Annotated in this window: 20 protein-coding genes; 10 read left to right on the top strand and 10 right to left on the bottom strand. The window is 70.4% G+C overall.

All coding sequences use genetic code 11. The annotated features are described in order from the left end of the window. Window positions 1–5 precede the first annotated feature (5 nt). Entirely contained in the window at window positions 6–1,502 is a 1,497-nt protein-coding gene (locus GTY58_RS06040; RefSeq protein WP_010982564.1) for an FGGY-family carbohydrate kinase, read from the top strand. A 23-nt stretch (window positions 1,503–1,525) separates the two neighbouring features. Here GTY58_RS06040 and GTY58_RS06035 read toward each other — a convergent pair whose 3' ends face one another. After that, complete coding sequence (locus tag GTY58_RS06035) at window positions 1,526–2,728, bottom strand: ABC transporter substrate-binding protein (protein WP_037646140.1); 1,203 nt, start codon at window positions 2,726–2,728, stop codon at window positions 1,526–1,528. Between the two features lie 313 nt (window positions 2,729–3,041). Here GTY58_RS06035 and GTY58_RS06030 point away from each other — a divergent pair, with 313 nt between their 5' ends. Next, window positions 3,042–3,878, top strand: a complete 837-nt coding sequence (locus tag GTY58_RS06030; RefSeq protein ID WP_010982562.1) for a cache domain-containing protein — start codon at window positions 3,042–3,044, stop codon at window positions 3,876–3,878. A 21-nt stretch (window positions 3,879–3,899) separates the two neighbouring features. On the opposite strand, the gene GTY58_RS06025 is transcribed toward GTY58_RS06030, so the two are convergent. The 3 genes from GTY58_RS06025 to GTY58_RS06015 form a co-directional block, all read right to left on the bottom strand. Next, entirely contained in the window at window positions 3,900–4,412 is a 513-nt protein-coding gene (locus GTY58_RS06025; protein WP_037650205.1) for a hypothetical protein, read from the bottom strand. 101 nt (window positions 4,413–4,513) lie between these two features. Beyond that, on the bottom strand, window positions 4,514–6,757 hold the full coding sequence (locus tag GTY58_RS06020) for a hypothetical protein (RefSeq protein ID WP_010982560.1): 2,244 nt from the start codon (window positions 6,755–6,757) through the stop codon (window positions 4,514–4,516). 301 nt (window positions 6,758–7,058) lie between these two features. Beyond that, the gene (locus tag GTY58_RS06015) at window positions 7,059–8,015 is read right to left on the bottom strand and encodes a LysR family transcriptional regulator ArgP (protein ID WP_010982559.1); all 957 of its coding nucleotides are present in this window, start codon (window positions 8,013–8,015) and stop codon (window positions 7,059–7,061) included. A 66-nt stretch (window positions 8,016–8,081) separates the two neighbouring features. On the opposite strand from GTY58_RS06015, the gene GTY58_RS06010 reads away from it, so the two are divergent. The 4 genes from GTY58_RS06010 to GTY58_RS05995 all read left to right on the top strand — a co-directional run bounded on the left by GTY58_RS06010 (window position 8,082) and on the right by GTY58_RS05995 (window position 12,418). Beyond that, the gene (locus GTY58_RS06010) at window positions 8,082–8,693 is read left to right on the top strand and encodes a LysE/ArgO family amino acid transporter (protein ID WP_010982558.1); all 612 of its coding nucleotides are present in this window, start codon (window positions 8,082–8,084) and stop codon (window positions 8,691–8,693) included. Between the two features lie 67 nt (window positions 8,694–8,760). After that, window positions 8,761–10,107, top strand: coding sequence for an MFS transporter (locus tag GTY58_RS06005; protein WP_010982557.1), 1,347 nt, complete (start codon window positions 8,761–8,763; stop codon window positions 10,105–10,107). A 379-nt stretch (window positions 10,108–10,486) separates the two neighbouring features. Further along, entirely contained in the window at window positions 10,487–10,858 is a 372-nt protein-coding gene (locus GTY58_RS06000; RefSeq protein WP_037650210.1) for a DUF6479 family protein, read from the top strand. 135 nt (window positions 10,859–10,993) lie between these two features. Next, window positions 10,994–12,418, top strand: a complete 1,425-nt coding sequence (locus GTY58_RS05995; RefSeq protein WP_037650312.1) for a M1 family metallopeptidase — start codon at window positions 10,994–10,996, stop codon at window positions 12,416–12,418. 20 nt (window positions 12,419–12,438) lie between these two features. Here the strand turns inward: GTY58_RS05995 and GTY58_RS05990 are convergent, their stop codons facing one another. The 3 genes from GTY58_RS05990 to GTY58_RS05980 all read right to left on the bottom strand — a co-directional run bounded on the left by GTY58_RS05990 (window position 12,439) and on the right by GTY58_RS05980 (window position 16,537). Continuing rightward, window positions 12,439–14,004, bottom strand: a complete 1,566-nt coding sequence (locus tag GTY58_RS05990) for a phospholipid carrier-dependent glycosyltransferase (protein ID WP_237529156.1) — start codon at window positions 14,002–14,004, stop codon at window positions 12,439–12,441. A gap of 299 nt (window positions 14,005–14,303) precedes the next feature. Then, window positions 14,304–15,692, bottom strand: coding sequence for a glycoside hydrolase family 43 protein (locus GTY58_RS05985; RefSeq protein WP_037650317.1), 1,389 nt, complete (start codon window positions 15,690–15,692; stop codon window positions 14,304–14,306). 344 nt (window positions 15,693–16,036) lie between these two features. Beyond that, window positions 16,037–16,537, bottom strand: a complete 501-nt coding sequence (locus tag GTY58_RS05980; protein ID WP_037650212.1) for a hypothetical protein — start codon at window positions 16,535–16,537, stop codon at window positions 16,037–16,039. A gap of 256 nt (window positions 16,538–16,793) precedes the next feature. On the opposite strand from GTY58_RS05980, the gene GTY58_RS05975 reads away from it, so the two are divergent. After that, entirely contained in the window at window positions 16,794–17,324 is a 531-nt protein-coding gene (locus GTY58_RS05975; protein ID WP_010982551.1) for a hypothetical protein, read from the top strand. Window positions 17,325–17,327: 3 nt separating this feature from the next. Here GTY58_RS05975 and GTY58_RS05970 read toward each other — a convergent pair whose 3' ends face one another. Further along, the gene (locus GTY58_RS05970; RefSeq protein WP_037650214.1) at window positions 17,328–18,278 is read right to left on the bottom strand and encodes a TauD/TfdA family dioxygenase; all 951 of its coding nucleotides are present in this window, start codon (window positions 18,276–18,278) and stop codon (window positions 17,328–17,330) included. Between the two features lie 160 nt (window positions 18,279–18,438). Here GTY58_RS05970 and GTY58_RS05965 point away from each other — a divergent pair, with 160 nt between their 5' ends. Beyond that, on the top strand, window positions 18,439–19,269 hold the full coding sequence (locus GTY58_RS05965) for a M55 family metallopeptidase (RefSeq protein ID WP_010982549.1): 831 nt from the start codon (window positions 18,439–18,441) through the stop codon (window positions 19,267–19,269). Window positions 19,270–19,592: 323 nt separating this feature from the next. Here the strand turns inward: GTY58_RS05965 and GTY58_RS05960 are convergent, their stop codons facing one another. Further along, window positions 19,593–19,889: a hypothetical protein gene (locus GTY58_RS05960; protein WP_010982548.1), complete on the bottom strand. Its 297-nt coding sequence runs from the start codon at window positions 19,887–19,889 to the stop codon at window positions 19,593–19,595. A 205-nt stretch (window positions 19,890–20,094) separates the two neighbouring features. Then, window positions 20,095–20,490: a hypothetical protein gene (locus GTY58_RS05955; protein ID WP_010982547.1), complete on the bottom strand. Its 396-nt coding sequence runs from the start codon at window positions 20,488–20,490 to the stop codon at window positions 20,095–20,097. 231 nt (window positions 20,491–20,721) lie between these two features. Here GTY58_RS05955 and GTY58_RS05950 point away from each other — a divergent pair, with 231 nt between their 5' ends. Together GTY58_RS05950 and GTY58_RS05945 are read left to right on the top strand one after the other, a co-directional pair. Continuing rightward, window positions 20,722–20,937 carry a hypothetical protein gene (locus tag GTY58_RS05950; protein ID WP_171033253.1) on the top strand — a complete coding sequence of 72 codons (216 nt, stop codon included), beginning with the start codon at window positions 20,722–20,724 and terminating at the stop codon, window positions 20,935–20,937. A 242-nt stretch (window positions 20,938–21,179) separates the two neighbouring features. Next, on the top strand, window positions 21,180–21,398 hold the full coding sequence (locus GTY58_RS05945; RefSeq protein WP_037650216.1) for a hypothetical protein: 219 nt from the start codon (window positions 21,180–21,182) through the stop codon (window positions 21,396–21,398). The last annotated feature ends 24 nt before the right edge of the window (window positions 21,399–21,422 follow it).

The raw sequence follows: 21,422 nt of genomic DNA, 5'->3' as shown, positions 1-21,422 counted from the left end.
CGGGTGTGCGCAAGCGTGAGCGTGGGACGGTGCTCGGAGTCGACATCGGCACGTCCAGCAGCAAGGGTGTCCTCGTCGACCAGGACGGAACGGTGCTCGCCACCGCCGTACGACCGCACACCGTCAGCCGTCCACGACCCGGGCACGTGGAGCTGGACGCCCGCGTGTGGTGGGACGAGTTCGCCTCCCTCGCCCGTGAGCTGACCGGCCGGGGCAGCGAGGTGACCGCGGTCGGCGTCAGCGGCATGGGCCCCTGTGTCGCCCTCACCGACGAGGCCGACACGCCGTTGCACCCGGCGATCCTGTACGGCGTCGACACCCGTGCGACGGAGCAGATCGCCCGGCTGGAAGCCGAGTTGGGGCGGGAGGCCGTCCTGGAACGCTGCGGGTCCCTGCTCTCCACCCAGGCCGTCGGTCCCAAGATCGCCTGGCTGGCGGAGCACGCACCCGACGTCATCGCCCGCGCCCGCCGGCTGTACATGCCGAGTTCGTATCTCGTGCGCCGGCTCACCGGGGCGTACGTGCTCGACCACCACTCCGCGAGCCAGTCCGTCCCGCTCTACGACTCCGTCGCCCAGGAGTGGTACGCGCCCTGGGCCCGGCACATCGCGCCCTGGATCGAACTGCCGCGGCTCGGCTGGCCGGGGGACATCGCCGGCCACCTCACCGCCGAGGCGGCCGCCACCACCGGACTGCCCGCGGGCGTCCCCGTCGTCACCGGCACGATCGACGCCTGGTCGGAGGCGCTGAGCGTGGGAGCCCAGTGCACCGGGGACCTCATGCTCATGTACGGCAGCACCATGTTCCTGATCAACACGGTGACCGAACGCCTGCTGGTCCCGCAACTCTGGAGCACCGTCGGCGCGTTGCCCGGCACGCGCAACCTCGCGGGCGGCATGGCGACCTCCGGTGTGATCACCGACTGGCTGCGGGAGTTGTTCGGCGGCCCCGAGCACAGCGCGCTCCTCGCCGAGGCGGAGGCCGCGGGGCCCGGCGCGAAGGGGCTGCTCATGCTGCCGTACTTCGCGGGGGAGCGGACCCCGGTCGCCGACCCGGACGCCCGCGGCGTGATCGCCGGGCTGACGGTGGAGCACACGCGCGGCGATCTGTACCGGGCCGCGCTGGAGGCGACCGCGTTCGGCGTCCGGCACAACGCCGAGGCGATGCGGGCGGCCGGCGCGGACGTCCACCGGGTCGTCGCCGTCGGCGGCGGAACCCGCGGCGGACTGTGGACCCGGATCGTCTCCGACGTCACCGGCCTGGAACAGGAGATCAGGACCGTCACGCTCGGAGCGAGCTACGGCGCCGCGTTCCTGGCCGCGCAGGCGGTCGGCGACGCGGACATCGACGCCTGGAATCCGGTACGGGAGCAGGTCGCCCCCGACGCCCGGCTACGGCCCCGCTACGACGACCTGTACGACCTGTATCTGCGCCTGTATCCGGCGACCCGGGACATCGGGCACGCGCTCGCCCGGCAGCAGCGCGACATCGCCGCTTCCTGAGCGCGTGCCCGCGCGTTTGCCGCTCAGCCCTTGATCTCGGTCCAGGCCTGGACCCACTTGGCGTAAGGCACGCATTTCACTTCCGTCCGCCCGTCGAGGCACTGCTCGATCGGCGTCGTCCAGAACGCGATGTCCTTCCAGTAGCCCTCGTCCGTCGCGTGGTACGTGTCGCAGAACGCGTCGTCGCTGATCTCGTCGCACGCCTTGATGTTCGACGGCGCCTCGCCGTAGTACTCGGCGACCTCGGCGTTGACCTTCGGAGAGATGATCCAGTTCATCCATTTGTAGGCACAGTTGGGGTGCTTCGCCTTGGCGGAGATCATCCAGGTGTCGGACCAGCCGGTGGCGCCTTCGATGGGCAGGACGGCCTTGACCTTGGCGCCTTCGTCGGCGGCGAGGTTGGCGATCACCTGCCAGGTGGTGCCGACCGTGGAGTCGCCGCTCTTGAAGGCGGAGACCTCCTTGAGGTAGTCACTCCAGTACTCGCCGACGTTCGCGTTCTGGTCCTTCAGCAGGGCCACGGCGGCGTCGAACTGGTCCTGGTCGAGCGCATAGGGATTCTCGATGTTGAGGCCCGGCTGGGTCTCGCGCAGATACAGGGCCGCGTCCGCTATGTAGATCGGCGAGTCGTACGCCGTGACGTGCCCCTTGTGGGGCGACGCGTCGTCGAAGACCGCCGACCACGAGGTCGGGGCGGGCTTCACCTGCTGCGTGTTGTACATCAGGAGATTGGCGCCGCGTCCGTGCGGGATCCCGTACGGCTGCCCGTCGAACGAGTTCCAGGCCTGCTTCTTCAGACCGAAGAAGACGTCCTGGTAGTTGGGCACGAGGTCGGTGTTGACCGGAGCCGCGTCGCCGGAGGCGATGAGACGCAGGGAGGCGTCGCCCGACGCGGAGACCGCGTCGTAGTTGCCCGTCTTCATCAGCTTGACCATCTCGTCCGAGCTGGCCGCGACCTTGGACTTGACCTGGCAGCCGGTCCGCTGCTCGAAACTGCTGACCCAGTCGGCCTTGGGGTCGTTGGAGCCGTCCTCGACGTAGCCGGCCCAGGCGATGAGGTTGACCTGGCCCTCGGTCTTGCCGAGCTTCGACTGCGCCTTGAGATCCGGCGGGTTGAGACCGTACGCCGAGGACGAGGCGTCCGACTCCGTGAACAATCCGCAGCCGCTGACGAGCAGCAGGGCGCCGGCCGCGGCCGCGGCTTTGAAGGATCTGTGCAAACGCAAGGAAATCTCCACGGTGTGTGGGTGTGGGGGGGAGAGGTGAAAGGAAGGGGCTGAAGGGGACGGAATACCGGATTCTGTTGGGGCGCCACGGATCACAGTGGCGTCCTCGGGCGAGATCTCCGGATCTGCTGGAGGGTTCAGGCGGGCCGCACCCAGCATCAAGGCCGCCTGGAGGGCGGGTGGCGTCCTCCGGCGTCCCGGGTGATCCACACCTTACGGAGCGTCGGCATGTGTAGCAACTGCGCTGTGTTGAAGAGGAGTTGACGGACAGTCAAGATGCGGAAGAGGGAATTCTGCGTATACGGTCGCGGTCATGCCCCACTCGATTCCACAGCCCGGCCTTTCGTTCTGCCTCGCGGCGCATCCGGTGCCCGCGCCCGCGGGAAGCGGCCGCCCGGCAACGGCGACGCTGGATGTGTCGCCGCAGGCGCGGGTGGCGGCGCAGGTGCGTTCCGCGCTGGAGGCGGTGTTCGAGGCCGTCGAGGAGACGCGGGCGGACACGGCGGCGTTGCTGGCGCAAGTGGCCGGGCTGGGTCGTCGGCCGGCGACCGTGGATCTGGCCGGGCTGCGGCCGGGGCTTCATCTGCGGCTGGCGCGGCAGGAGCTGGTCTCGGGGGTGGGGTTCGTGGCCGCGCCGGGGCTGCTGGGCGATGTGCCGACGTGGCTGGAGTGGTGGCAGACCGGTGCGGACGGGGCGCTGCGGCCGTTGCTGCTCGACCTGGACCCGCGGCAGTCGGCGTACTCGGATTACACGCACTGGGACTGGTTCGCGCTGCCCCGTGACACCGGGCGCCGGGCGGTGGCCGGGCCGTATGTGGACTATCTGTGTTCCGAGGAGTACAGCCTCACCCTGTCCGCGCCGGTGCAGGTGGAGGGGCGGTTCGCGGGGGTGGCCGCGGCGGATGTGTATCTGCGGCACTTCGAGACGGCCGTGATGCCCCTGCTGCAACGGCTGCCGGGCCCGGCGCACCTGGTCAACGCGCGCGGCCGGGTCGCCGCCTCCGCCGACCCCGCACACCTGGCCGGCTCCCTCACCAAGGGCCCCGACTTCGCCGCCGTCCTCACCCAGGCCCGGCCGGAACACTTCGACGGCCTGCACCTGATGCCCTGCGACGGCGTCCCCCTCGTCCTCGTCATGGCCGAGCGGTGAACGACCTCGAAGTGCCGGTGCTCAGCGGAACTCCAGGATCAGCGGAGCGGCCGACACGGTGATCCGGGGGACCCGCGCGATCAGGTCCAGCAATTCCTCCCGCTCGGCCCCGGACGGCAGACCGAAACCGCCCAGCCACTCCTCGGGACGCCCCGCCTCGGTGGAGAGGGTGAGCGTGTACCGGTAGCGGCCGGGGGCTTGGGGGGCGAACGCGGCGAAGGTCGTCAGCGGCAGGCACCCGGCACCGGCCGTGGGATCGAACGACTCCCCGGGCGCCAGCCGAAGCAGATGGCCCACCCGCAACGGCCCGACGAGCGGGTCCTCGGCCGGGCCGGGCCGGGCGACGGTGCGTCCGCCGTCGGCGAGGGTGACGGCGGGGAGATAGTGCGGAAAGCGGATGCCGTCCTCGGACCCGTCGAGCACCCCGGCGATCCACACAGCACGTTCACCCGAGTTCCGCACCTTCGCCCGGACCGGCGCGGAACCGCCGAGCGGCTGCGGCCCCTGGGGCCCGTACAGGACGAGATCGAGCACGTCCGGCTCCTTCCCCGCCCCGGTCCGGGGCCTGTACGCGATGCTGCCACAGAGGCCGCGCACGGGCGTCGCGCGCCCGTGCGCGGCCTTCGTCCCGCGGCTCAGCTGTCGCCGAACTCGGCCAGCAGCCGGGCCTTCGTGGAGTCCGCCTGACTGCGGACCGCGTCCACGACGTACGGCTTGAACGCCGGGGTGTCGAAGTGCCGGACCAGTCGGTCGAGGGTGGAGCCGGCCTCTTCCAGATCGCCCTGGCGGGCGTAGGCACGGGCCAGTCGCCGCGTGGCCAGGTTGAGGGTCAGGTTGTCGACCCCCTTGCCCTGCTCGGAGACCTTCACGACCTGACTGAGCTGCTCGATCCCGGACTTGGTGTCCGGGGGACGCACGTTCAGGCCGGCCTTGTCGGGGCTCAGGCTCTTGAACTCGTGCTCGAAGTTGAGCCCCTTGGCGAGCCGCGCGTACACGGCGAACGGGTGGTTGGCGTGCCGCTCGATGACCTCCTGGAGGGCGTCGTTGCCGGCTTGTAGCGACGGCGAGTCGGAGCCGCGCAGGGCGAGGATCGTGCCCTGTTCCTCACCCATCATCAGCTCGGCGAGCTCGATGTCGCTCTGGCTGACGGGGTGCCGGACGTGGAGACGCAGCACCGGCGAGACGATCCGGGAGCCGTCGGACGCCAGATAGGAGGCGCGCAGCTGATAGGTGCCGGGCTGCTGGAAGTAGTGCCCGTCGCGGCCGTAGCCGATGTAGGCGCTGCTGTAGATCGCCGGCCGGTCGGTGTCCAGACGTACGGTCGCGTCCTGGTCGACGCAGCGGCGCAGCAGCGGCCGGTAGAGCACGGTACGCCCGGAGGGCTGCCGGATGGCGATGTGGACGAGTTCGTCGTCCGGGTGGAGGTGGTCGTGGGTGGAGCGGCCGCGCAGGTCCGTCGTGTCCAGCTTCAGCTCCACGACGACGGGTTCGCCGAACGCGAAGCCGCTCTTGGTGACCCGCAGGTCCAGGCGCAGCCCGGACTCGTCGGCGAGGGGCTCGTCGAACAGTTCCGGTTCGATGTCGGCGGCACCGATACCGAAGGCGTTGGCCCCCATGACGACGTCGCGGTAGAAGCCGTGCCGCAGGTGGACCAGCTCGTTGTCCGTGAACTGGAACGGGAAGGCGCCCCAGTACGCGGCCGCCCCGCCGGTGCCCGTCGGCGGCAGGTAGTTCTGCGGGTAGTTCATCCAGGACAGATCGCCGAAGCCGTTCTGCGGACCGAGCGGCGCCGGCGGCTGCGCCAGGTTCTTCTGCCAGGAGTGCAGCAGGTTGAAGGAGTGGCCGAGTTCATGGACGTACGTGCGCAGCTGGGCGCGCTGCGACTCGGCGTCGGTGCCCTTGATCAGGTCGTAGAAGACCGCGCAGCCCTGCCGCTGGAAGGAGTCGGCGGCGTCGAACATGATGCCGCGCACCCCCGCCATGCCTTCGTAGCTGCCGGCTACCAGCAGCCACACCTTCCACTGCGGGGCGTCGCGCCACAGGCTGAAGTTGGTCTGCATGGCGCCGTGCAGTTCGGTGTTGGTCCAGCCGCCCGGGCTGTCGGCGATGGTGTTGGCGGTGCCGGACATGAGCAGCTCGATACCGGCCTCGGCGTACGCGCGGGGCACGGTGAGCGCCCGGGCGGGACTGTTCGGCGGCTGCGGGAGCGACCCGGTGTCGTAGGAGAGGAACGGAATCCTGCCGGTGACCGAGTCCTGCTCCCACTGGACGGTGCGGAAGTACGGGGAGACGTACCCGCAGGTGTAGCCGGCGCCGGGCTGGTTGGAGGTGGTGAGGAACTGCACGGTGGCGGTGCCCTGCGGCTGGTTGATCCGGCGCCGCGGAATGGTCACCCGGACGATCGGGGCGCCGGCCTGCCAGGTGTAGGTGCCCAGGCCGCTGATGACCACCTGGGTGGCGGACCGGGTGACGGTGGGCGCGTGCACGACCAACGACCCGTAGTACGTCGTCGTGGCGCCGCTGGTGCTGAAGAAGTCCCCGCTGATCCTGTTGAGGACCTTCGGGCCGCCCGCCGTGCTGTCGACGTCGACCCGCAACTCCAGGTGGAAGCCGCCGCCGCTGCTGCGGTAGCGGCCGCGGGTGGGACGGTAGGGGAGCGCGGCGGCGCCGTTCGGTGCGCCGGGCAGTGGTGTCGCGGATGTCCTTGTGACCTGCTCTTCGGGCGCCGACATCTCGTCGGTGCCGCTCGCCGGATTGGTGGCCTGCTCGGTGACCGCCTGTTGGCCGCTCTCCCACTCCTCGGGGAGCGAGGCATCCGCCAGGGGCGCCGCAAAGAAGTCGGCCGTCCCTGTTGTCGGGTCTCCGCTGGCTGTTGACATCGCGAGAGGTCCTCCGTTCGCCTGAGTTCGCCGTTTGTGGGCGACGCCCGCCTGGCGTCGCCCCGGGTCCCGGCCGGCCGGGAGGACTGGTGCGACGTTTGCACCGCACCACGGTTGCGTCAACGATCGTTTCGAAGGTGCCGAAGAAATACGCCGGAATTCGTTTCACCCAGGCACGGTGGATTCCGGAATTCACCGAGGACTCAGGAGTTTCCACCCGCGGTGGCCCGGTGCCGAAGTCCGCCTCCGCGCACGGCAGTCGGGCGGTGTTGGTGCGGTGCTCGCGGGACTGCGCGGGCGTTCATCCCCGGCCGGTGACGGCGGAGGTGACGTGCGGCCATTGGCTCCCGCCGTCGAGGGCCGCGGCGGCCGCGGAAGCCACCGCCTCCGCCACGGCCGACAGCGCGGGGGAGTCGAGCTTCCACTGCTGCCAGTACAGCGGTACGTCGATGGGCCGGTCCGTGGCGAGGTGCACGAGCCGCCCCGCCCGCAGGAGCGGCTCTGCCTGCACCTGCGGCACCATGCCCCAGCCCATCCCGGCGGCGACCGCGTCGACAAATCCCTCCGACGTCGGCACGAAGTGCCGCAGCGCGCTCGCGCCGCCCCGACCACGCCGAAGCCCCCGTACAAAGCCGTCCTGAAGGTCGTCGCGCCGGTCGAAGCACACCACGGGCGCGTCTGCGAGCACCTGCCGCAGCGGCACGTCCGGCCGGTCACCGAGCCACCGCGCGGCGAAGCCCGGGCCGGCCACCGCCATGTACCGCATCCGCCCGAGACTTTGTACGGAGCAGCCGGTCACCGGGTCCGGCGACGAGGTCACCGCGGCCATCACCAGGCCCTCGCGCAGCAGCGCGGCCGTGTGGTCCTGGTCCTCGCGGCGCAGTTCGTAGGACAGCCGCAGTTCCTCGGGCACGCGGGCCAGCGCCGGGAGGAACCACGTGGCCAGTGAATCGGAGTTCACCGCGATCGACAGCCGGGTCGGCTCCTCGGAACCGGTCATGCCGAGTTCGGCGCGGGCGTCGAGTTCGAGGCGGGCCAGCCGGCGCGCGAACCGCACGACGGCCTCGCCCGACTCGGTCGGACGTACCGGCTTCGTCCGCATCAGCAGCACCCGCCCCGTGCGCCGCTCCAGAGCCTTGACCCGTTGGCTGACCGCCGAAGGAGTCACATGCAGGGCGCTCGCGGCGGCGTCGAACGTGCCCTCGTCCACCACGGCGAGCAGGGTGCGTACCAGGTCGAGAGGGAGCTCCGCCATCACGAGCGCTAATGATACGTAAGAATCTTTAGCTGTACTGTCGGCGGTGCTTTTTCTAGCGTCGAGGTCATGACCAACGCCCTGACCACCGCCGCCGCCGGATTCGGCACCGGCCTCTCCCTCATCGTCGCCATCGGCGCCCAGAACGCCTTCGTCCTGCGCCAGGGCATCCGCCGCGACGCCGTGCTCGCGGTGGTGGGGATCTGCGCCCTGTCCGACGCGTTGCTCATCGCGCTCGGCGTCGGCGGTGTGGGCGCGGTCGTGGTGGCCTGGCCCCGGGCGCTGACGGCGGTCGCGCTGGTCGGCGGCGCGTTCCTGCTGGTCTACGGCGCCCTGGCGGCGCGCCGGGTGTTCCGTCCGGCGGGCCTGCGGGCGGAGGGCGCGCCGGAGGGCTCCCGCAGACGCGCCGTACTCACCTGCCTGGCCCTCACCTGGCTCAACCCGCACGTCTACCTCGACACCGTCTTCCTCCTCGGCTCGATCGCGGCCGACCGCGGCTCACTGCGCTGGACCTTCGGTCTCGGCGCGGCCCTCGCGAGCCTGTGCTGGTTCGCCGCCCTCGGCTTCGGCTCACGGCTGCTCGGCCGCTTCCTGGCGCGCCCGTCGGCATGGCGGGTGCTGGACGCCCTGGTGGCCGCGACGATGCTCACGATGGGCGCCACCCTGATCGCCGGCGTCTGAACTCCCGTCCACCCGCCCGATGTCGGCCCGGTGCGGGTGGGCGATAGTGAACCCTGACACCAGAAGGATGTATCGAGCAACCAGGAACTCCGTGGACACGAGTGAGAGCAGCACCGACGACAGCACCGGCCCAGACACCGCGGCGCCCAGCGTGCCCCCGGCACCGGCGCGAGGGGCCCGCCCGGGCTGGCGCCGCTGGGCGATGGACACCAGGCCGCTGCGGCGCCCCGCCTACCGCCGCCTGTGGTCCTCGACCATCGTCACCTCCGTCGGCAGCCAGCTCACCGCCGTCGCCGTGCCCAAGCAGATCTACGACATCACCGGCTCGTCGGCATGGGTGGGCTACGCCAGCCTCGCCGGCCTCCTCCCGCTCGTCGTCTTCGCCCTGTGGGGCGGCGCGATCGCCGACAGCATGGACCGCCGCAAGCTGCTCCTGATCACCAACTCCGGCATAGCCGTCACCTCCCTGCTGTTCTGGACCCAGGCCGTCACCGGGGTCGACTCGGTGTTCGTCCTGATGGCGCTGCTCGCCCTCCAGCAGGCCTTCTTCGGCCTCAACTCCCCGGCCCGCACCGCCTCCATCGCCCGGCTGGTCCCCGCGGACGAACTGCCCGCGGCGAACGCCCTCGGCTCCACCGTCATGCAGACGGGCCTGGTGGCAGGACCGCTCCTGGCCGGCGCCCTCATCCCCGTCATCGGCCTGTCCGAGCTCTATCTGCTCGACGCCCTGGCCCTGTGCGCCACGGTGTGGGCGGTCGTACGGCTCCCCGCGCTGCCGCCCCTGACGACCCCGGCGTCCGGCCGCGCCGGCTGGCGGGCGATAGCCGAGGGCTTCCGCTACATCTCGCTGCACAAGGTCCTGCTGCTCTCCTTCCTCGCCGACATCATCGCGATGGTCCTCGGCATGCCCCGGGCCCTGTTCCCGCAGCTCGCCGCGCAGACGTACGCGCCCTACGGGGAGGGCCTCGCGCTCGGCCTGCTGTTCGCGGCGATCCCCATCGGTGCCGTGGCCGGCGGCCTGATGTCGGGCACGTTCTCGCGCGCCCGCAGGCACGGCCTCATGGTGATCGCGGCCGTCGTCGCCTGGGGCGCCGCGGTCACCGGCTTCGGCCTGAGTACGAACCTCTGGATCGCGGTGGCCTTCCTCGCCGCCGCCGGAGTCGCCGACATGGTCTCGATGGTCTTCCGCGGTGCCATCCTGCTGTCGGCGGTCACCGACGAGATGCGCGGCCGCATGCAGGGCGTGTTCACCGTCGTGGTCGCGGGCGGCCCACGCCTCGCCGACGTTCTGCACGGCACCGCGGGCTCGGTCTTCGGGGCGCGCGCGGCCGTCGCGGGCGGTGGACTCCTGGTCGTCGTCGCCACCCTGGCCCTGGCCTTCGCCACACCGGCCCTGCGCACCTACCGGATCTGACGACAGGGTCTGGCGCCGTACCGTCCGCCGGCCAGGCCGGCGGACGCGGACCGGCCCGAGTGACGTCGCGGAGCCTGGTTGTACCGGTACCAGGACCGGTGGTCCTGCTCCCAGGAGAGGCCTGGCCCGCCGGGCCCCCGTGACGCAGGGTGGCTTCATGAACACTGTGAAGCCTCCGCGCGTCCGCATCCGAGTGACCCCGCTGCGTTCGCTCGCGGGACGGACGTACACACCCCGTTCGTCCACCGCGTCGCACCCGGACGCGGGCCGCCGACGGGCCCGTGGGGTGGCACCGGCCCGGTATCGCCCACCGAACCTCATAAATGAATCTCGCGGATGTTTTTGCTTATCGGCATTTATTTACGGGTATTGAGTGCATATGAACACGGCGAGCTATGAACTACTGGCCGCGTCGAGTGATGTACTCAACGTGTTTGCCGCTTTTGTTGGCGGTCTGGTGATCGCCGGCGGACTGATCTGGGCCGTCCGGCTCGGCATATCGGTGCGCCGTACGGAATCGGACCGGCCTCGCTCGGACGAGCAGCCCAAGCTCCCCGAATCCGGTGCAGTACACGAAATGCGTGAGATGCGGGAACCCGACGAAGTGCCGCACGCGGCGGTCGAGAGTGAACGGCTCATGCCGTACGAGCTGCACCACGCAGGAAGCAAACGGCGAGAGGACCAGAATCGACGGCGCTGGGATCCCGGCTCCAGCGGCTCGTTCGGCAGCGGGGGGCTGGGCCACACCTGACCCCGGGCCGGAGGAGACGGTCAAACCCATAGACGCGACTAGACACGACATAATTTGACCGGATCGAGGTAATTCCGGGGACGAGCGGGCCCATAAGCTTTCGCGAGTGATCATCGTCAACTCGTGGGAGCGAACGTGAGGCCAGCCCGCCGACAGGCCGTCAGACGTGCAACCGTCCTTCGTCGGGAAGCCGTGGTGGCGACCGTCCCCGTGGCGCTCGCGGCGCTGCTGGCGGCCGCGGGCCCGGCGGCGGCCGGCACCGTGGGCTCGTCCGGAGCAGGAGACCCGTACTTCCCCCTCGCGGGCAACGGCGGCTACGACGTGCGCCACTACGGCCTGAGCCTCGGCTACGACCCGAGCACCGGCCACCTCGACGGAAAGGCGGTCATCACCGCCCGGGCCACCCAGCGCCTCACCCGTCTCGACCTCGACCTCTCGGGCCTGAAGGTCACCGGCATCACGGTCGACCACACCAAGGCCGCCTTCCGGCGCGACGGCCAGGAACTCGTCGTCACCCCGCGCCACGCCCTGCACCGCCGGCAGGAATTCCGCGTCACCGTCACCTACCAGGGCAAGCCCAAACCGGTCACCGACCCCGACGGCTCGCTCGACGGCTGGATCCCCACCGACGACGGCGCGTTCGTCGCGGGGGAGCCCCAGGGCGCGATGACCTGGTTCCCCGCGAACAACCACCCCAGCGACAAGGCGTCGTACGACATCACCATCACGGTGCCCAAGGGGCGCACCGCCGTCTCCAACGGCGTCCTTCTGGGACAGCGGACCGCCCACGGCCGTACGACCTTCCGCTGGCGTCAGTCCGAGCCGATGGCCGCCTATCTGGCCACCGCGACGGTCGGCACGTTCAAGGTCGAGCGGTACACGACCCCGGACGGCCTGAAGGTCTACAACGCCGTCGACCCGCGCGAGGCGACCGCGGCAACACCGGTGCTCAAGAAGCTGCCCTCCGTGCTCGCCTGGGAGAGCGGCGTTTTCGGCCCGTACCCCTACAAGGCCGCCGGTGCCGTCGTCGACCGTGCCCCGAACGTCGGCTACGCGCTGGAGACCCAGACCCGCCCGGTGTACGACAGCGCCCCCGATCTGAGCACCCTCGTCCACGAAAGCGCCCACCAGTGGTTCGGCGACTCCGTCACACTGACCCGCTGGCGGGACATCTGGCTCAACGAGGGTTTCGCGACATACGCCGAGTGGCTCTACGCCGAACAGCACGGCGGCAGGACCGCTCAGCAGATCTTCGACGCCCTGTACGCGTCCCCGGCGGGCGACGACCTGTGGGCGTTCCCGCCCGCCGACCCCGGCAGCGGAGCCCATATCTTCGAAACTCCCGTCTACGCCCGTGGCGCCATGGCCCTGCAGAAGCTCCGCACGGCGGTCGGCGACAAGACCTTCTTCCGCGTCCTGCGCACCTGGGCCACCGACCACCGGGGCGGCCACGGAACGACGGCCGAGTTCACCCGGTTGGCGGAGCGGCTCTCCGGCAAGGACCTCGACCAGTTGTTCCACACGTGGATCGGTACGGCGGGCAAGCCGTCCTCTCCCTGACGCGGGGACCGCCGCTCGTCCTACTTCCGGCGGAAGACCGTGATGGAGTGTCCGACCTCGTCGATCGCCTCGCTGCTGTCGATCAGCCGCGCGAACCGGCCCTCGGCCTTGGCGATCGACGAGTCCGACACGACGAGCAGCCCGTGCACCCGGCCGGGCGCCACCTTGCGCGGGTCGGAGGCGGTGATGCCGTACGCGGCGGGCACACCGCTGCCCTTGTACACGAGCCAGACCTTCTCGCCGGGATACCGCTGCCGCAGCCGGTCGGCCAGCCGCCCGAGGTCCTGGCCCCAGTCGACGTTCGAGTCGTGCAGCCGCAGATGGGTCTCGGCGGGCCCGCCGAACGCCTCGTTGGAGTACGGCAGATACAAGGGAAACGTCCGCACCGAACTGACGGCGACGAACCCGACCAGCACCGCCACCGCGAGATGTGCCCACCACCGCCGCAGGGCGAGTACGCAGGCGGCGGCGACCGCGAGGAACACCGGCATGAACAGGGCGTAGCGCACGCCGAGATCACGTGAGCCGGTCATGGCCGCGGCCAGCAGGACGGCGGGCGGAAGGACCACGTACCCCGCCGCCGCCCGCAGCCGCGGCACCGCCGCCATGACGCCGACGCCCGCCAGCCACAGGCCCAGCATGCCCAGCGGCGTCTTCACGATCAGCGCGGCGGGCAGGTAGTACCACAGGGAGCCGGAGTAGAGCCGGCCGAACAGGAAGCCGTGCCAGGTCGCGTTCTCGAAGCCGAACTGGACGCGCATCCCGTCCCGGTACGCCTCCGGGAACGGCAGCCACTCGACGAGCAGCCCACGCAGGCCGTGCACCGTCGGCACATGCCCGGACGCGGTCCACCGCAGCCGTGGATCGACGACGAGATAGGTGGCCCACACGACCACCACCGCGACCAGCGCCACACCGGCGGCCACCGCCGCGGCCCGGCCCGCGAGCCGCGCCCGCTCCCGTGGCTCGGGGCCGTCGGTCCGCCGGGCGCACCAGAACGACCACCCGGCAAGACACATCAGCACCGGAACCACCGGCAGGGTGCTCATCTTCGTCGCCAGGGCGGCGCCCGTCGCCAGCCCGGCGAGCGGCAGATACGGCAGCGGCCGGCGCCGCGCCCGCCACACCAGCCAGGCCGCCGTCAGCACGAACCCGGCGGCGGGCACGTCGAGCGTGGCCAGCGACCCGTGCGCGACGACATCGGGCGAGAACGCGTACAGCGCGAGCGCCGCCAGCCCGCCCACGGCGCCGACGAGATCACGCGCGAACGCGAAGACCACGAGACCGAGGAGCAGCGTCACGACGATCACCGGCAGCCGCGCCCAGAACATGACCCGCCAGGGGTCGTTGCCGGACTCGTACAGCAGATGCCGTCCCAGCTCGCCCTGGTCGCCCACGAACCCCGGCGCGAGATGGGGCCGGGCGACCGCCATCCCGGTCGCGATGATGAGCTTGCCGAGCGGCGGGTGCTCGGGGTTGTAACGCAGGCTGTGCTGTTGCACGTAGACCACGGCCGTGCCCGCGTACACCGGCTCGTCGATGGTGGGCGTCTGTTCCACCGCCGTGGTGATCATCGCGACCGCCATCTGGGCCAGCAACGCGGCCACCGCGCACACCAGCAGCCACCGCCGGTACCGCCGCAGCCGCCGGCCAAGGCCCGCCGGCCTCCGGGAATCGTCCTCCCCGCTCGCCGGCGGGACCGGGCCGATCGGATCCCGGACCGCCGTGTGCTCGCCGCTGTCGGCCATGAATGCAGGCATGTCCTTTGCTACGTCCGTACGGCACGAGCTTGCTCAACGCCCGCACGTCGCATCGCCGGCTCGCGCCGGCGACGAAGGTCACCTTCGAGGCCGGGCGGGCGGCGACCGCCTGGCCGGAAGAGGGCTCAGGCCCAGGCGGTGACCGGGTTGAAGGAGCTGTCCTGGCGGAACTGGTCGGTGCCGTCCGTGGGGTCCACGCGCAGCTGGTAGTTGTAGTGGCGCAGATAGTAGCCCGGGTAGTTGTACGACTCGAAGCGGACGGAGCCGGCGGCCGTGCCCGTTCGCGCGACGTACGTGGCGTCCTTGGCGAACGTCGGCGTTCCGTCGTCGGCGTCGAAGCGGGCACGGTAGTCGTAGTGGCGCAGATAGTTTCCGGCCGCGTCCCGGAAGGAGTACCCGCCGGCGTCGGCGAGGCCCGCCACGACCGTGAACGCCGACGCCGCCTTCTCCGCGCTGCTGGCGGCGGAGCTCACCACGGGCAGGTTGAGCAGGGAGGACTGCTCCTGCCAGTAGCGGGTCGGGTAGTTGACGGACTGGAAGGAGCGGCTGACGCCGGTGGAGAGGCTGACACCGCCGGAGACCGTCTCCTTGACGACGGTGAAGTGACGTGCGGTGCCCGAGATGCCGGCCAGTGCCTTCGGCGCGGTCCAGGTGGCGAAGGTGTCGTAGCTGTCGCTGAAGTAGTAGGTGCCGTCGCCGTAGCCGTCGAAGAAGATCCGCCACCCGCCGTTGTCGAGCCGCACCACCGAGGGGCCCTCGCGATAGCTGCCCCAGCCCGCCCAGTCGCCGGTCCTGCTGATCGTGTACGGGCCCGTGAGGCTGGTGGCGGTGGCGTACTCGATGTACTTGGCCGTCTCGTTCTTGGTGAAGGCGTGATAGGTGGAGCCGATCTTCACGATGTACGTGTCGATGTGGTTGGCGCCGATGCCGGACAGGGCCACGGGCGCGGACCACGAGGTGAGCCCGGTGTTGGTGGCCTTGAGCAGATACGGGGTGAAGATCCACTCGTTGTCGGTGGCCGAGCAGGACACGATGACGTTCACGCTGCCGTCGCTGTCGACGAACCACTCGGGCGCCCACGCGCGGGACAGGTTCGTGAGGGGGACGGTGTGGTCGTACAGGAAGGTCCAGTTCACCCGGTCGGAGCTGCGCGCGAACCCGATGGTGGTGCTGACGTCCTGCCAGGTGTGCGTGGTGTAGGTGAGGTAGTAGTAGCCGTTGGTGTGCTTGAAGACACTGGCGTCGCGGATCCGGTTGCTCGGCGGGGTGTACGCGGTGGCCTTGAGCAGCCGGAAGTCGGTGGCGTCGTCGGACTGATAGACGTTCACGACGCCGTCGTCGCTGTTGAGGAACGGCACGATGGTGTACCGCGTGGCATACCCCTTCGACGGCGCCGCCGCGGCCGCCGAACCCACCGCCCCCGGCATTTCGCCCCACACGAGCGCCGTGGCGGGCAGCGCGAGCAGGGCCCGCAGTATCCCGCGCCGCGACGGCGCCGGCGGGTCGGACGGTATGCCTCTGTCTTCTACGGTCACTTGCGGCTCTCCTCGATCCGGGCGAATCTGGCCCACGCCGTGTCTTTCGCCGTACGACCCGTCCCATGGGGTGCACGATCGAGCGCGAGTGTGCGGCGCGCAATTCCCTTGCGTCAATAGCCTGTCGGCAATTCGAGGCCATTCACAGGATGCGCTGCCGACCTGGCATTACAGGCGTTCGGCCAGTCGAATGCAATCCCGTTCGGCGGGTCGAATTGTTCGACCCGCCGGACGCATGAAGCGCGCGAATAGCGAAGGAAAGGGAAGGAGTCGGCAAGGCTGCCGAGAAATCCCGGACGAATACCGGGGGCGTACCGCCCGGATCAGGGGCGGGCGTACTGCCGGCGTACGACGGAAGCGAGTTGCGCGACCGCTTCCTCGGCACGCGCGCGGTCGGCCTCGTCGAGAACGGCGAGCGCGTCGGCGGCGGCCTCCCGGACGAGCCTGGGCACCTCCTCCAGCGCGGCCATCCGGTAGGCGACGGTACGGCGTGCGGCACGCTCCTCGGGTGTCACCCCCGTGGGTCCCGTATGCGGAAACACGGCGGCTTCGTAGGCGGTCACGTGCAGGAGGACGCCGTGCGCGATTCCCTCGGCGTATCCGCGGACCCCGGCCTCCCGCTGCGCCGCGGCGAAGTGGGCCAGCGCACGCCGGCGCACGAGGAGCGTGGCGAGCAGACCGGCCACGCCCGCGCAGGCGGCCGCGACGAGGGCGGCCTTCGCGCCACCGAAGAGCGCGCCGATGAGAGCTCCGGAGGCGGTGAGGAGGCAGACCAGCCCACAGACGAGCAGCAGCAGGGCACGCGCGGGTGTGATCGGGGCCATGCCCGGAATTCTGCCAGCCACCGCCGGTCCGGCGGGCGGCGCCCCGTGGTTCACGGGCGGTGACGAGCGGCACCGGTGAGCGTGATGTGCAACACGTCCCCAAACGCCGCCTTCACCCCCTGGCGGGGATCGTGGCTGCGCACGGCTTGATCGCTGATCAAGCGGGGTGAATTCACCGACCACGACATGTTCGGTTCATTTGACACCTTGTTGCGCGCGCGGATAGGAAGCATCCGCTGAAGTGGAGAGGTGAACCGTGCGCGAGCCCAACGTGATCGGCGACTGGCAGGAGTACGAGGACGAGTACGCCGGCCTGCGCGTCCGCGTCCACGGCTTGGAGGAAGCGGAGCCTCCGCGGGGCCGTGACGACGCTGCCGAAGGGCTGACCTACTTCCGCTTCCGGGTGACCGTCGAGAACCGCGCGAGCGAACCCGTCGACATCCACTTCGAAGACGGCCAGCTCGACATCCGCACCGGCCCCGACGGCGTGAGCGCGTTCCTCGACTGGCGCAACTCGCAGTTCATCGAGGGGTTCGACCTCTACCCGCTGCGCCGCGCCACCGCTGTCCTGTACGCCGCCGGCGCGGACACCTCGCTGACCCGGGTGGACATCCAGATCCACCTCAAGGCGGACGACGAGTGGACCGGCCGGTACCTGTGGTCGGGCGACATGTCCCTGCCCGTGGGCTCGGCAGAGTCGGGCGTACGGTGCGAGGGCGCCGTGGAGAGCCTGGTCGGCCAGGTCAGCAATTTCCTGCGCGAAGAAGCGGAACAGGGACCCGGCTGAGCCTCACCAGCGCTCCGGCTCGGTGCCGGCGATCGGTGCCGACGGTTTGCCGTCCACACCGACCGGGATGTCACCGGCGAGCATCACGCGGTGCATGACCCGGGGGTGGTCGAGGTGGGCCGTGTCGCTCGGGGCCAGATGGATGGTGGCCCGGTTGTCCCAGAAGGCGACGCTCCCCGGCTCCCAGCGGAACCGCACGGTGTACTCGGGCCGGGTCGCCTCGCCCAGCAGCATGTCGAGGAGCGCGCGGCTCTCCGTACGGGACACGTCCTGGATCTGCTCCACGTAGTAGCCGTTGACGAACAGCACGCGCTCGCCGGTCTCCGGGTGCACCCGTACGAGTGGATGCTCCGACGCGGTCTGATGGTCCAGCAGATGCCGTACGTACGCGTCGTCGCCGGGCCGCGCCTGATACCCGACCCCCAGCCGGTGCTCGGCGCGCAGGCCGTCGACGAAGTCGCGTACCGGCTTCGAGAGACCGGCGTAGGCGGCCGCCAGATTGGACCAGGTCGTGTCACCGCCGTAGGGCGGCACGGTCTCGGCACGCAGGACGGTGGCGGCCGGCGGGTCGATCCGGGCACCGTGGTCGCAGTGCCAGCCCCGCAGCAGCGAATGGCGGCGCCGCCGCAGCCACTCGGCGTGGTCCATGCCGTACCGCTCACCCAGTTCCAGCCGGTCGGCCGTCGTCTCGACCTCGGGGAAGTCCGGGGGCGACGCACTGCCGCGCGACCTGAGGGAGACCGGCTCGCCGAACCGCCGCGCGAACGCGACATGGGAGGTGTGATCCAGCCGCTGTTCCCGGAAGAACACCACCTTCCAGCGCAGCACCGCCGCCCGGATCTCGGCGACCACCGAGTCGTCCATGGGCCCTGCCAGGTCGACTCCCCTGATCTCGGCGCCGATGTGTCCCGCGACGGGCTTCACTTCGACCCGTGCGTCCCTGCCCGTCGTCATGCGGTCTCCGTTGTCGTACGTCCGGACTCCCCGGGGTCATCATCGCCGCTGTGCCCTCCGTACGACAGCCCACGCGCTGATCGCGGCCGGCGTTCGCCCGAGGGAACCGCACGCCGGGCGCCCGGCGTCTCCGAATGATCAACCTTGAGGAGCGCGCGACGTGCGGATCCACATCAGTGCGGACATGGAAGGCATCACCGGACTCGTCGGCGCCGACGACGTCCAGCCCGGCGGGCGGGACTACGAGCGGGGGCGCTCGATGATGGCCGAGGACGTCAACGCCGCCGTCCGTGGCGCGGTCGCGGCCGGTGCCACCGACATCGTCGTCAATGACGCGCACGGCCCCATGCGCAATCTGCTGCCCGAGGCCCTGCACCCGGCGGCCCGCCTCATCCGCGGCAGGCCCAAGCAGATGGGCATGCTCGAAGGCCTCACCCGCGAACACGACGCCATGATCTGTGTCGGCTACCACGCGCGGGCCGGTGCGCTCGGCGTGCTGAGCCACAGCTTCATGGGGCACGAGATCGAGGACATGTGGCTGGACGGCCGGCCCGTGGGCGAGATCGGGCTCGCCCAGGCCACCGCGGCGACGCTCGGCGTGCCGCTGGTGGCACTCACCGGAGACGACGCCGCCTGCGCGGAGGCCACCGCGTGGGACGACTCGATCACCACCGTCCCCGTGAAGTACGCACATGATCGCTTCGCCGCGGAACTCCGCCCGGCCGCGGAGGCGCGCCAGGCCATCGAGGAAGCGGTCACCGCCGCTCTCTCCGCGGTACCGGAAGCACCCTTGGTGCCCGCGAACCCGCGTACCCTCACCGTCCGTTGGCAGTCGGCATCCGTCGCCTCCACCCTGCTGGGCATCCCAGGAGTCACCACCCCGGACAGCCGAACAGCGGAGGCACACGGCGAACTCCCCGCGCTGTACCGGCTCTTCGGCGTATGGATGCGGGTGGCGGCGTCGCTGGGCAATCAACCGCCCTACTGCTGAACATCGCGCCGCAGCCGTCAGTCTCCGCGATGTCGCCAGTACCAGAAGACTCCGATCACGAGCACGCAGAGAAAAGCGAGCGGCAGGATCAGGCCGGGGACGCGGGCCGCAGTCATGGGGCGGTCCGGTCGGTAGCGGGCGTGCGTGGGGTCGCGGTCGTTGCCATCGCCGACTTTCTTCCGGAGGGCAAGCGGGAGCGACACGCCTGGCGAGCAGGTGGGTCGATGATGATCGTGCACCTGCGCAGGGGGTTCTGACCAGCGTGTCGACCGCTGGACTTGTGTACGACGCAAGGCGGCACGTCTCGTCGGATGCGACGGGTGTCAGTCCCGGTAGACCGTCATGACGGCGCCGTTGACCTCGATGCGCTGGGGAGTGGGGCCCTCGCCGCGGCGGAGCGTGGTCAGGCACTGTTCGAAGAGGGCGAGTTCTCCCTCGGTGAGCACGGCCGCGGCGAGGTCGAGCAGTTCGCCTATGGACGCGTCCGTGAGATTTGCGGGCAACTCGCCGGAGAGCAGGACGACGGACTCTCCCGTCGGTCCTTTGACGATGGCGGTGGTGGGGCCGCCGTGTACGAAGAGCAATTGTTCCCCCCAGATGACCCGGGGCGTGCGGCTCACGGGCCCCAGGCAGGAGGAGAGACTAGCTGCGGATCATGCCTGTATGGGCGGGAGTGACTTCTTTTTGGGGGAGTGGTAGGAGGGGAGGCGGTGAGTCCGGGTGCTGCCGTGCTGGTCCGCCGGGGGCGCGCGCCCGCGACACCTTCCGCCCGCGGCTGCGGGGCTCGGGGCACGGCGGGGCGTCGTGTGCGGACGGGTGCGGGTGTCAGGACGTGCCGGGGGCGCGGTTGAGCAGTGACTCGACGAGGGCGGCGACATGGCGGCGGTCGTCGGACGAGAGCCGCTGGAGGCTGGCGATGAGCACCTCCACGTCAGGGTCGGCGGAGGTGCCGCCGGCCGCTCTCGGGGGCTCGGCTCCGGCGGCGTAGAGGTGGATGCCACAGGCCTCCGCGGCGGCCTGGCGGATGGCCCCCAGGGGCAGCCCGAGGCCCAGCGCGAGGCCTTCGAGGGTGGCCGGCTGGGGCATCCGCGCCATGTGGTCGGTGGTGGCCAGGTGATGGACGGTGGAACGCGGGATGTTGCCGCGGCGGGCGACCTCGCCGTAGGACCAGCGCTCGCTGTCCAGCCTGTCACGGATGATCTGCTGCAGTGCGTTGGCCACCGATGGTCACTTCCTGCTCGCCGCCGGGCGGAACTCTTCCGCGTCGGATCATTCTAGGGGCGTGTCGGGTGACTCTCGGAAGGAGTTGCCCCGAACCGCTTGCGTCACGGCTGACCCGGCCCCTAGTGTCCAATCTCGTTGGACAGCACGTCCGACGGAGTTGGACATGATCCGGGGGGACCTGACCGTGTCCGACGGGAACACTTCTCGATTCCTGAGGGGGAATTGATCATGATGGATCCTCGTGAGCTGGAAGCCGAGTCCGCGGAGCTGCTGCCGGGCCGTGAGGCGCTCGGCCGGCTGAAGTTCAGCTTCGGCAAGACGGTGAACGTCACCAAGCACGTCGCCAACGTCTCCGCGCACAACGAGTCGGCCGCGCTCAACAACCACTCGTCGTGGTCGGTGGCGGACTCGGGCGCCGCCCAGTCCATCAACATCGCCCACTGATCCGGTGCCGTACGGCTCCAGGGTCCTGGGATCGTACGGCACCCGGCACCACCGCGGCGACGCATCACCACACCTCCGCCCCGCCGCGGTGGTGCCCCACCTCCCGGGCAGTCCCGAGTTCGCTCGCATCGGTCTGACGATGTGTCACTCTCCCGGCTGCCTCTACCGCAATCAGCTGTCGGGCCCGCCACCCGCGCGCCCGACCGCCTCTGTCAACGATGGTCAATGTGAAAGGACACGCCATGAGCATGGACGCCAGTGAGCTGGAAGCCGAGTCCGCGGAGCTGCTGCCGGGCCGTGAGGCCCTGGGACGGCTGAAGTTCAGCTTCGGCAAGACGGTGAACGTCACCAAGCACGTCGCCAACGTCTCCGCGCACAACGAGTCGGCCGCGCTCAATGACCACTCGTCGTGGTCGGTGGCTCAGTCGCAGGCCGCCCAGTCGATCAACATCACTCAGTAACTCCCGTACGACGAGGGCACGTTC

It is taken from the genome of Streptomyces sp. SID5469, from assembly GCF_009862865.1.
GTDB lineage: Bacteria > Actinomycetota > Actinomycetes > Streptomycetales > Streptomycetaceae > Streptomyces > Streptomyces avermitilis.
This window is presented reverse-complemented; position numbering and strand designations above follow the sequence as displayed.

Excerpts from the sequence above, each read along its gene's own strand:
- GTY58_RS06030 (WP_010982562.1), top strand. The coding sequence starts at position 3,042 with ATGCCCCACTCGATTCCACAGCCCGGCCTTTCGTTCTGCCTCGCGGCG.
- GTY58_RS06020 (WP_010982560.1), bottom strand. The coding sequence starts at position 6,757 with ATGTCAACAGCCAGCGGAGACCCGACAACAGGGACGGCCGACTTCTTT.
- GTY58_RS06010 (WP_010982558.1), top strand. The coding sequence starts at position 8,082 with ATGACCAACGCCCTGACCACCGCCGCCGCCGGATTCGGCACCGGCCTC.
- GTY58_RS06005 (WP_010982557.1), top strand. The coding sequence starts at position 8,761 with ATGTATCGAGCAACCAGGAACTCCGTGGACACGAGTGAGAGCAGCACC.
- GTY58_RS06000 (WP_037650210.1), top strand. The coding sequence starts at position 10,487 with ATGAACACGGCGAGCTATGAACTACTGGCCGCGTCGAGTGATGTACTC.
- GTY58_RS05990 (WP_237529156.1), bottom strand. The coding sequence starts at position 14,004 with ATGGCGGTCGCGATGATCACCACGGCGGTGGAACAGACGCCCACCATC.
- GTY58_RS05980 (WP_037650212.1), bottom strand. The coding sequence starts at position 16,537 with ATGGCCCCGATCACACCCGCGCGTGCCCTGCTGCTGCTCGTCTGTGGG.
- GTY58_RS05970 (WP_037650214.1), bottom strand. The coding sequence starts at position 18,278 with ATGACGACGGGCAGGGACGCACGGGTCGAAGTGAAGCCCGTCGCGGGA.
- GTY58_RS05950 (WP_171033253.1), top strand. The coding sequence starts at position 20,722 with ATGATGGATCCTCGTGAGCTGGAAGCCGAGTCCGCGGAGCTGCTGCCG.
- GTY58_RS05945 (WP_037650216.1), top strand. The coding sequence starts at position 21,180 with ATGAGCATGGACGCCAGTGAGCTGGAAGCCGAGTCCGCGGAGCTGCTG.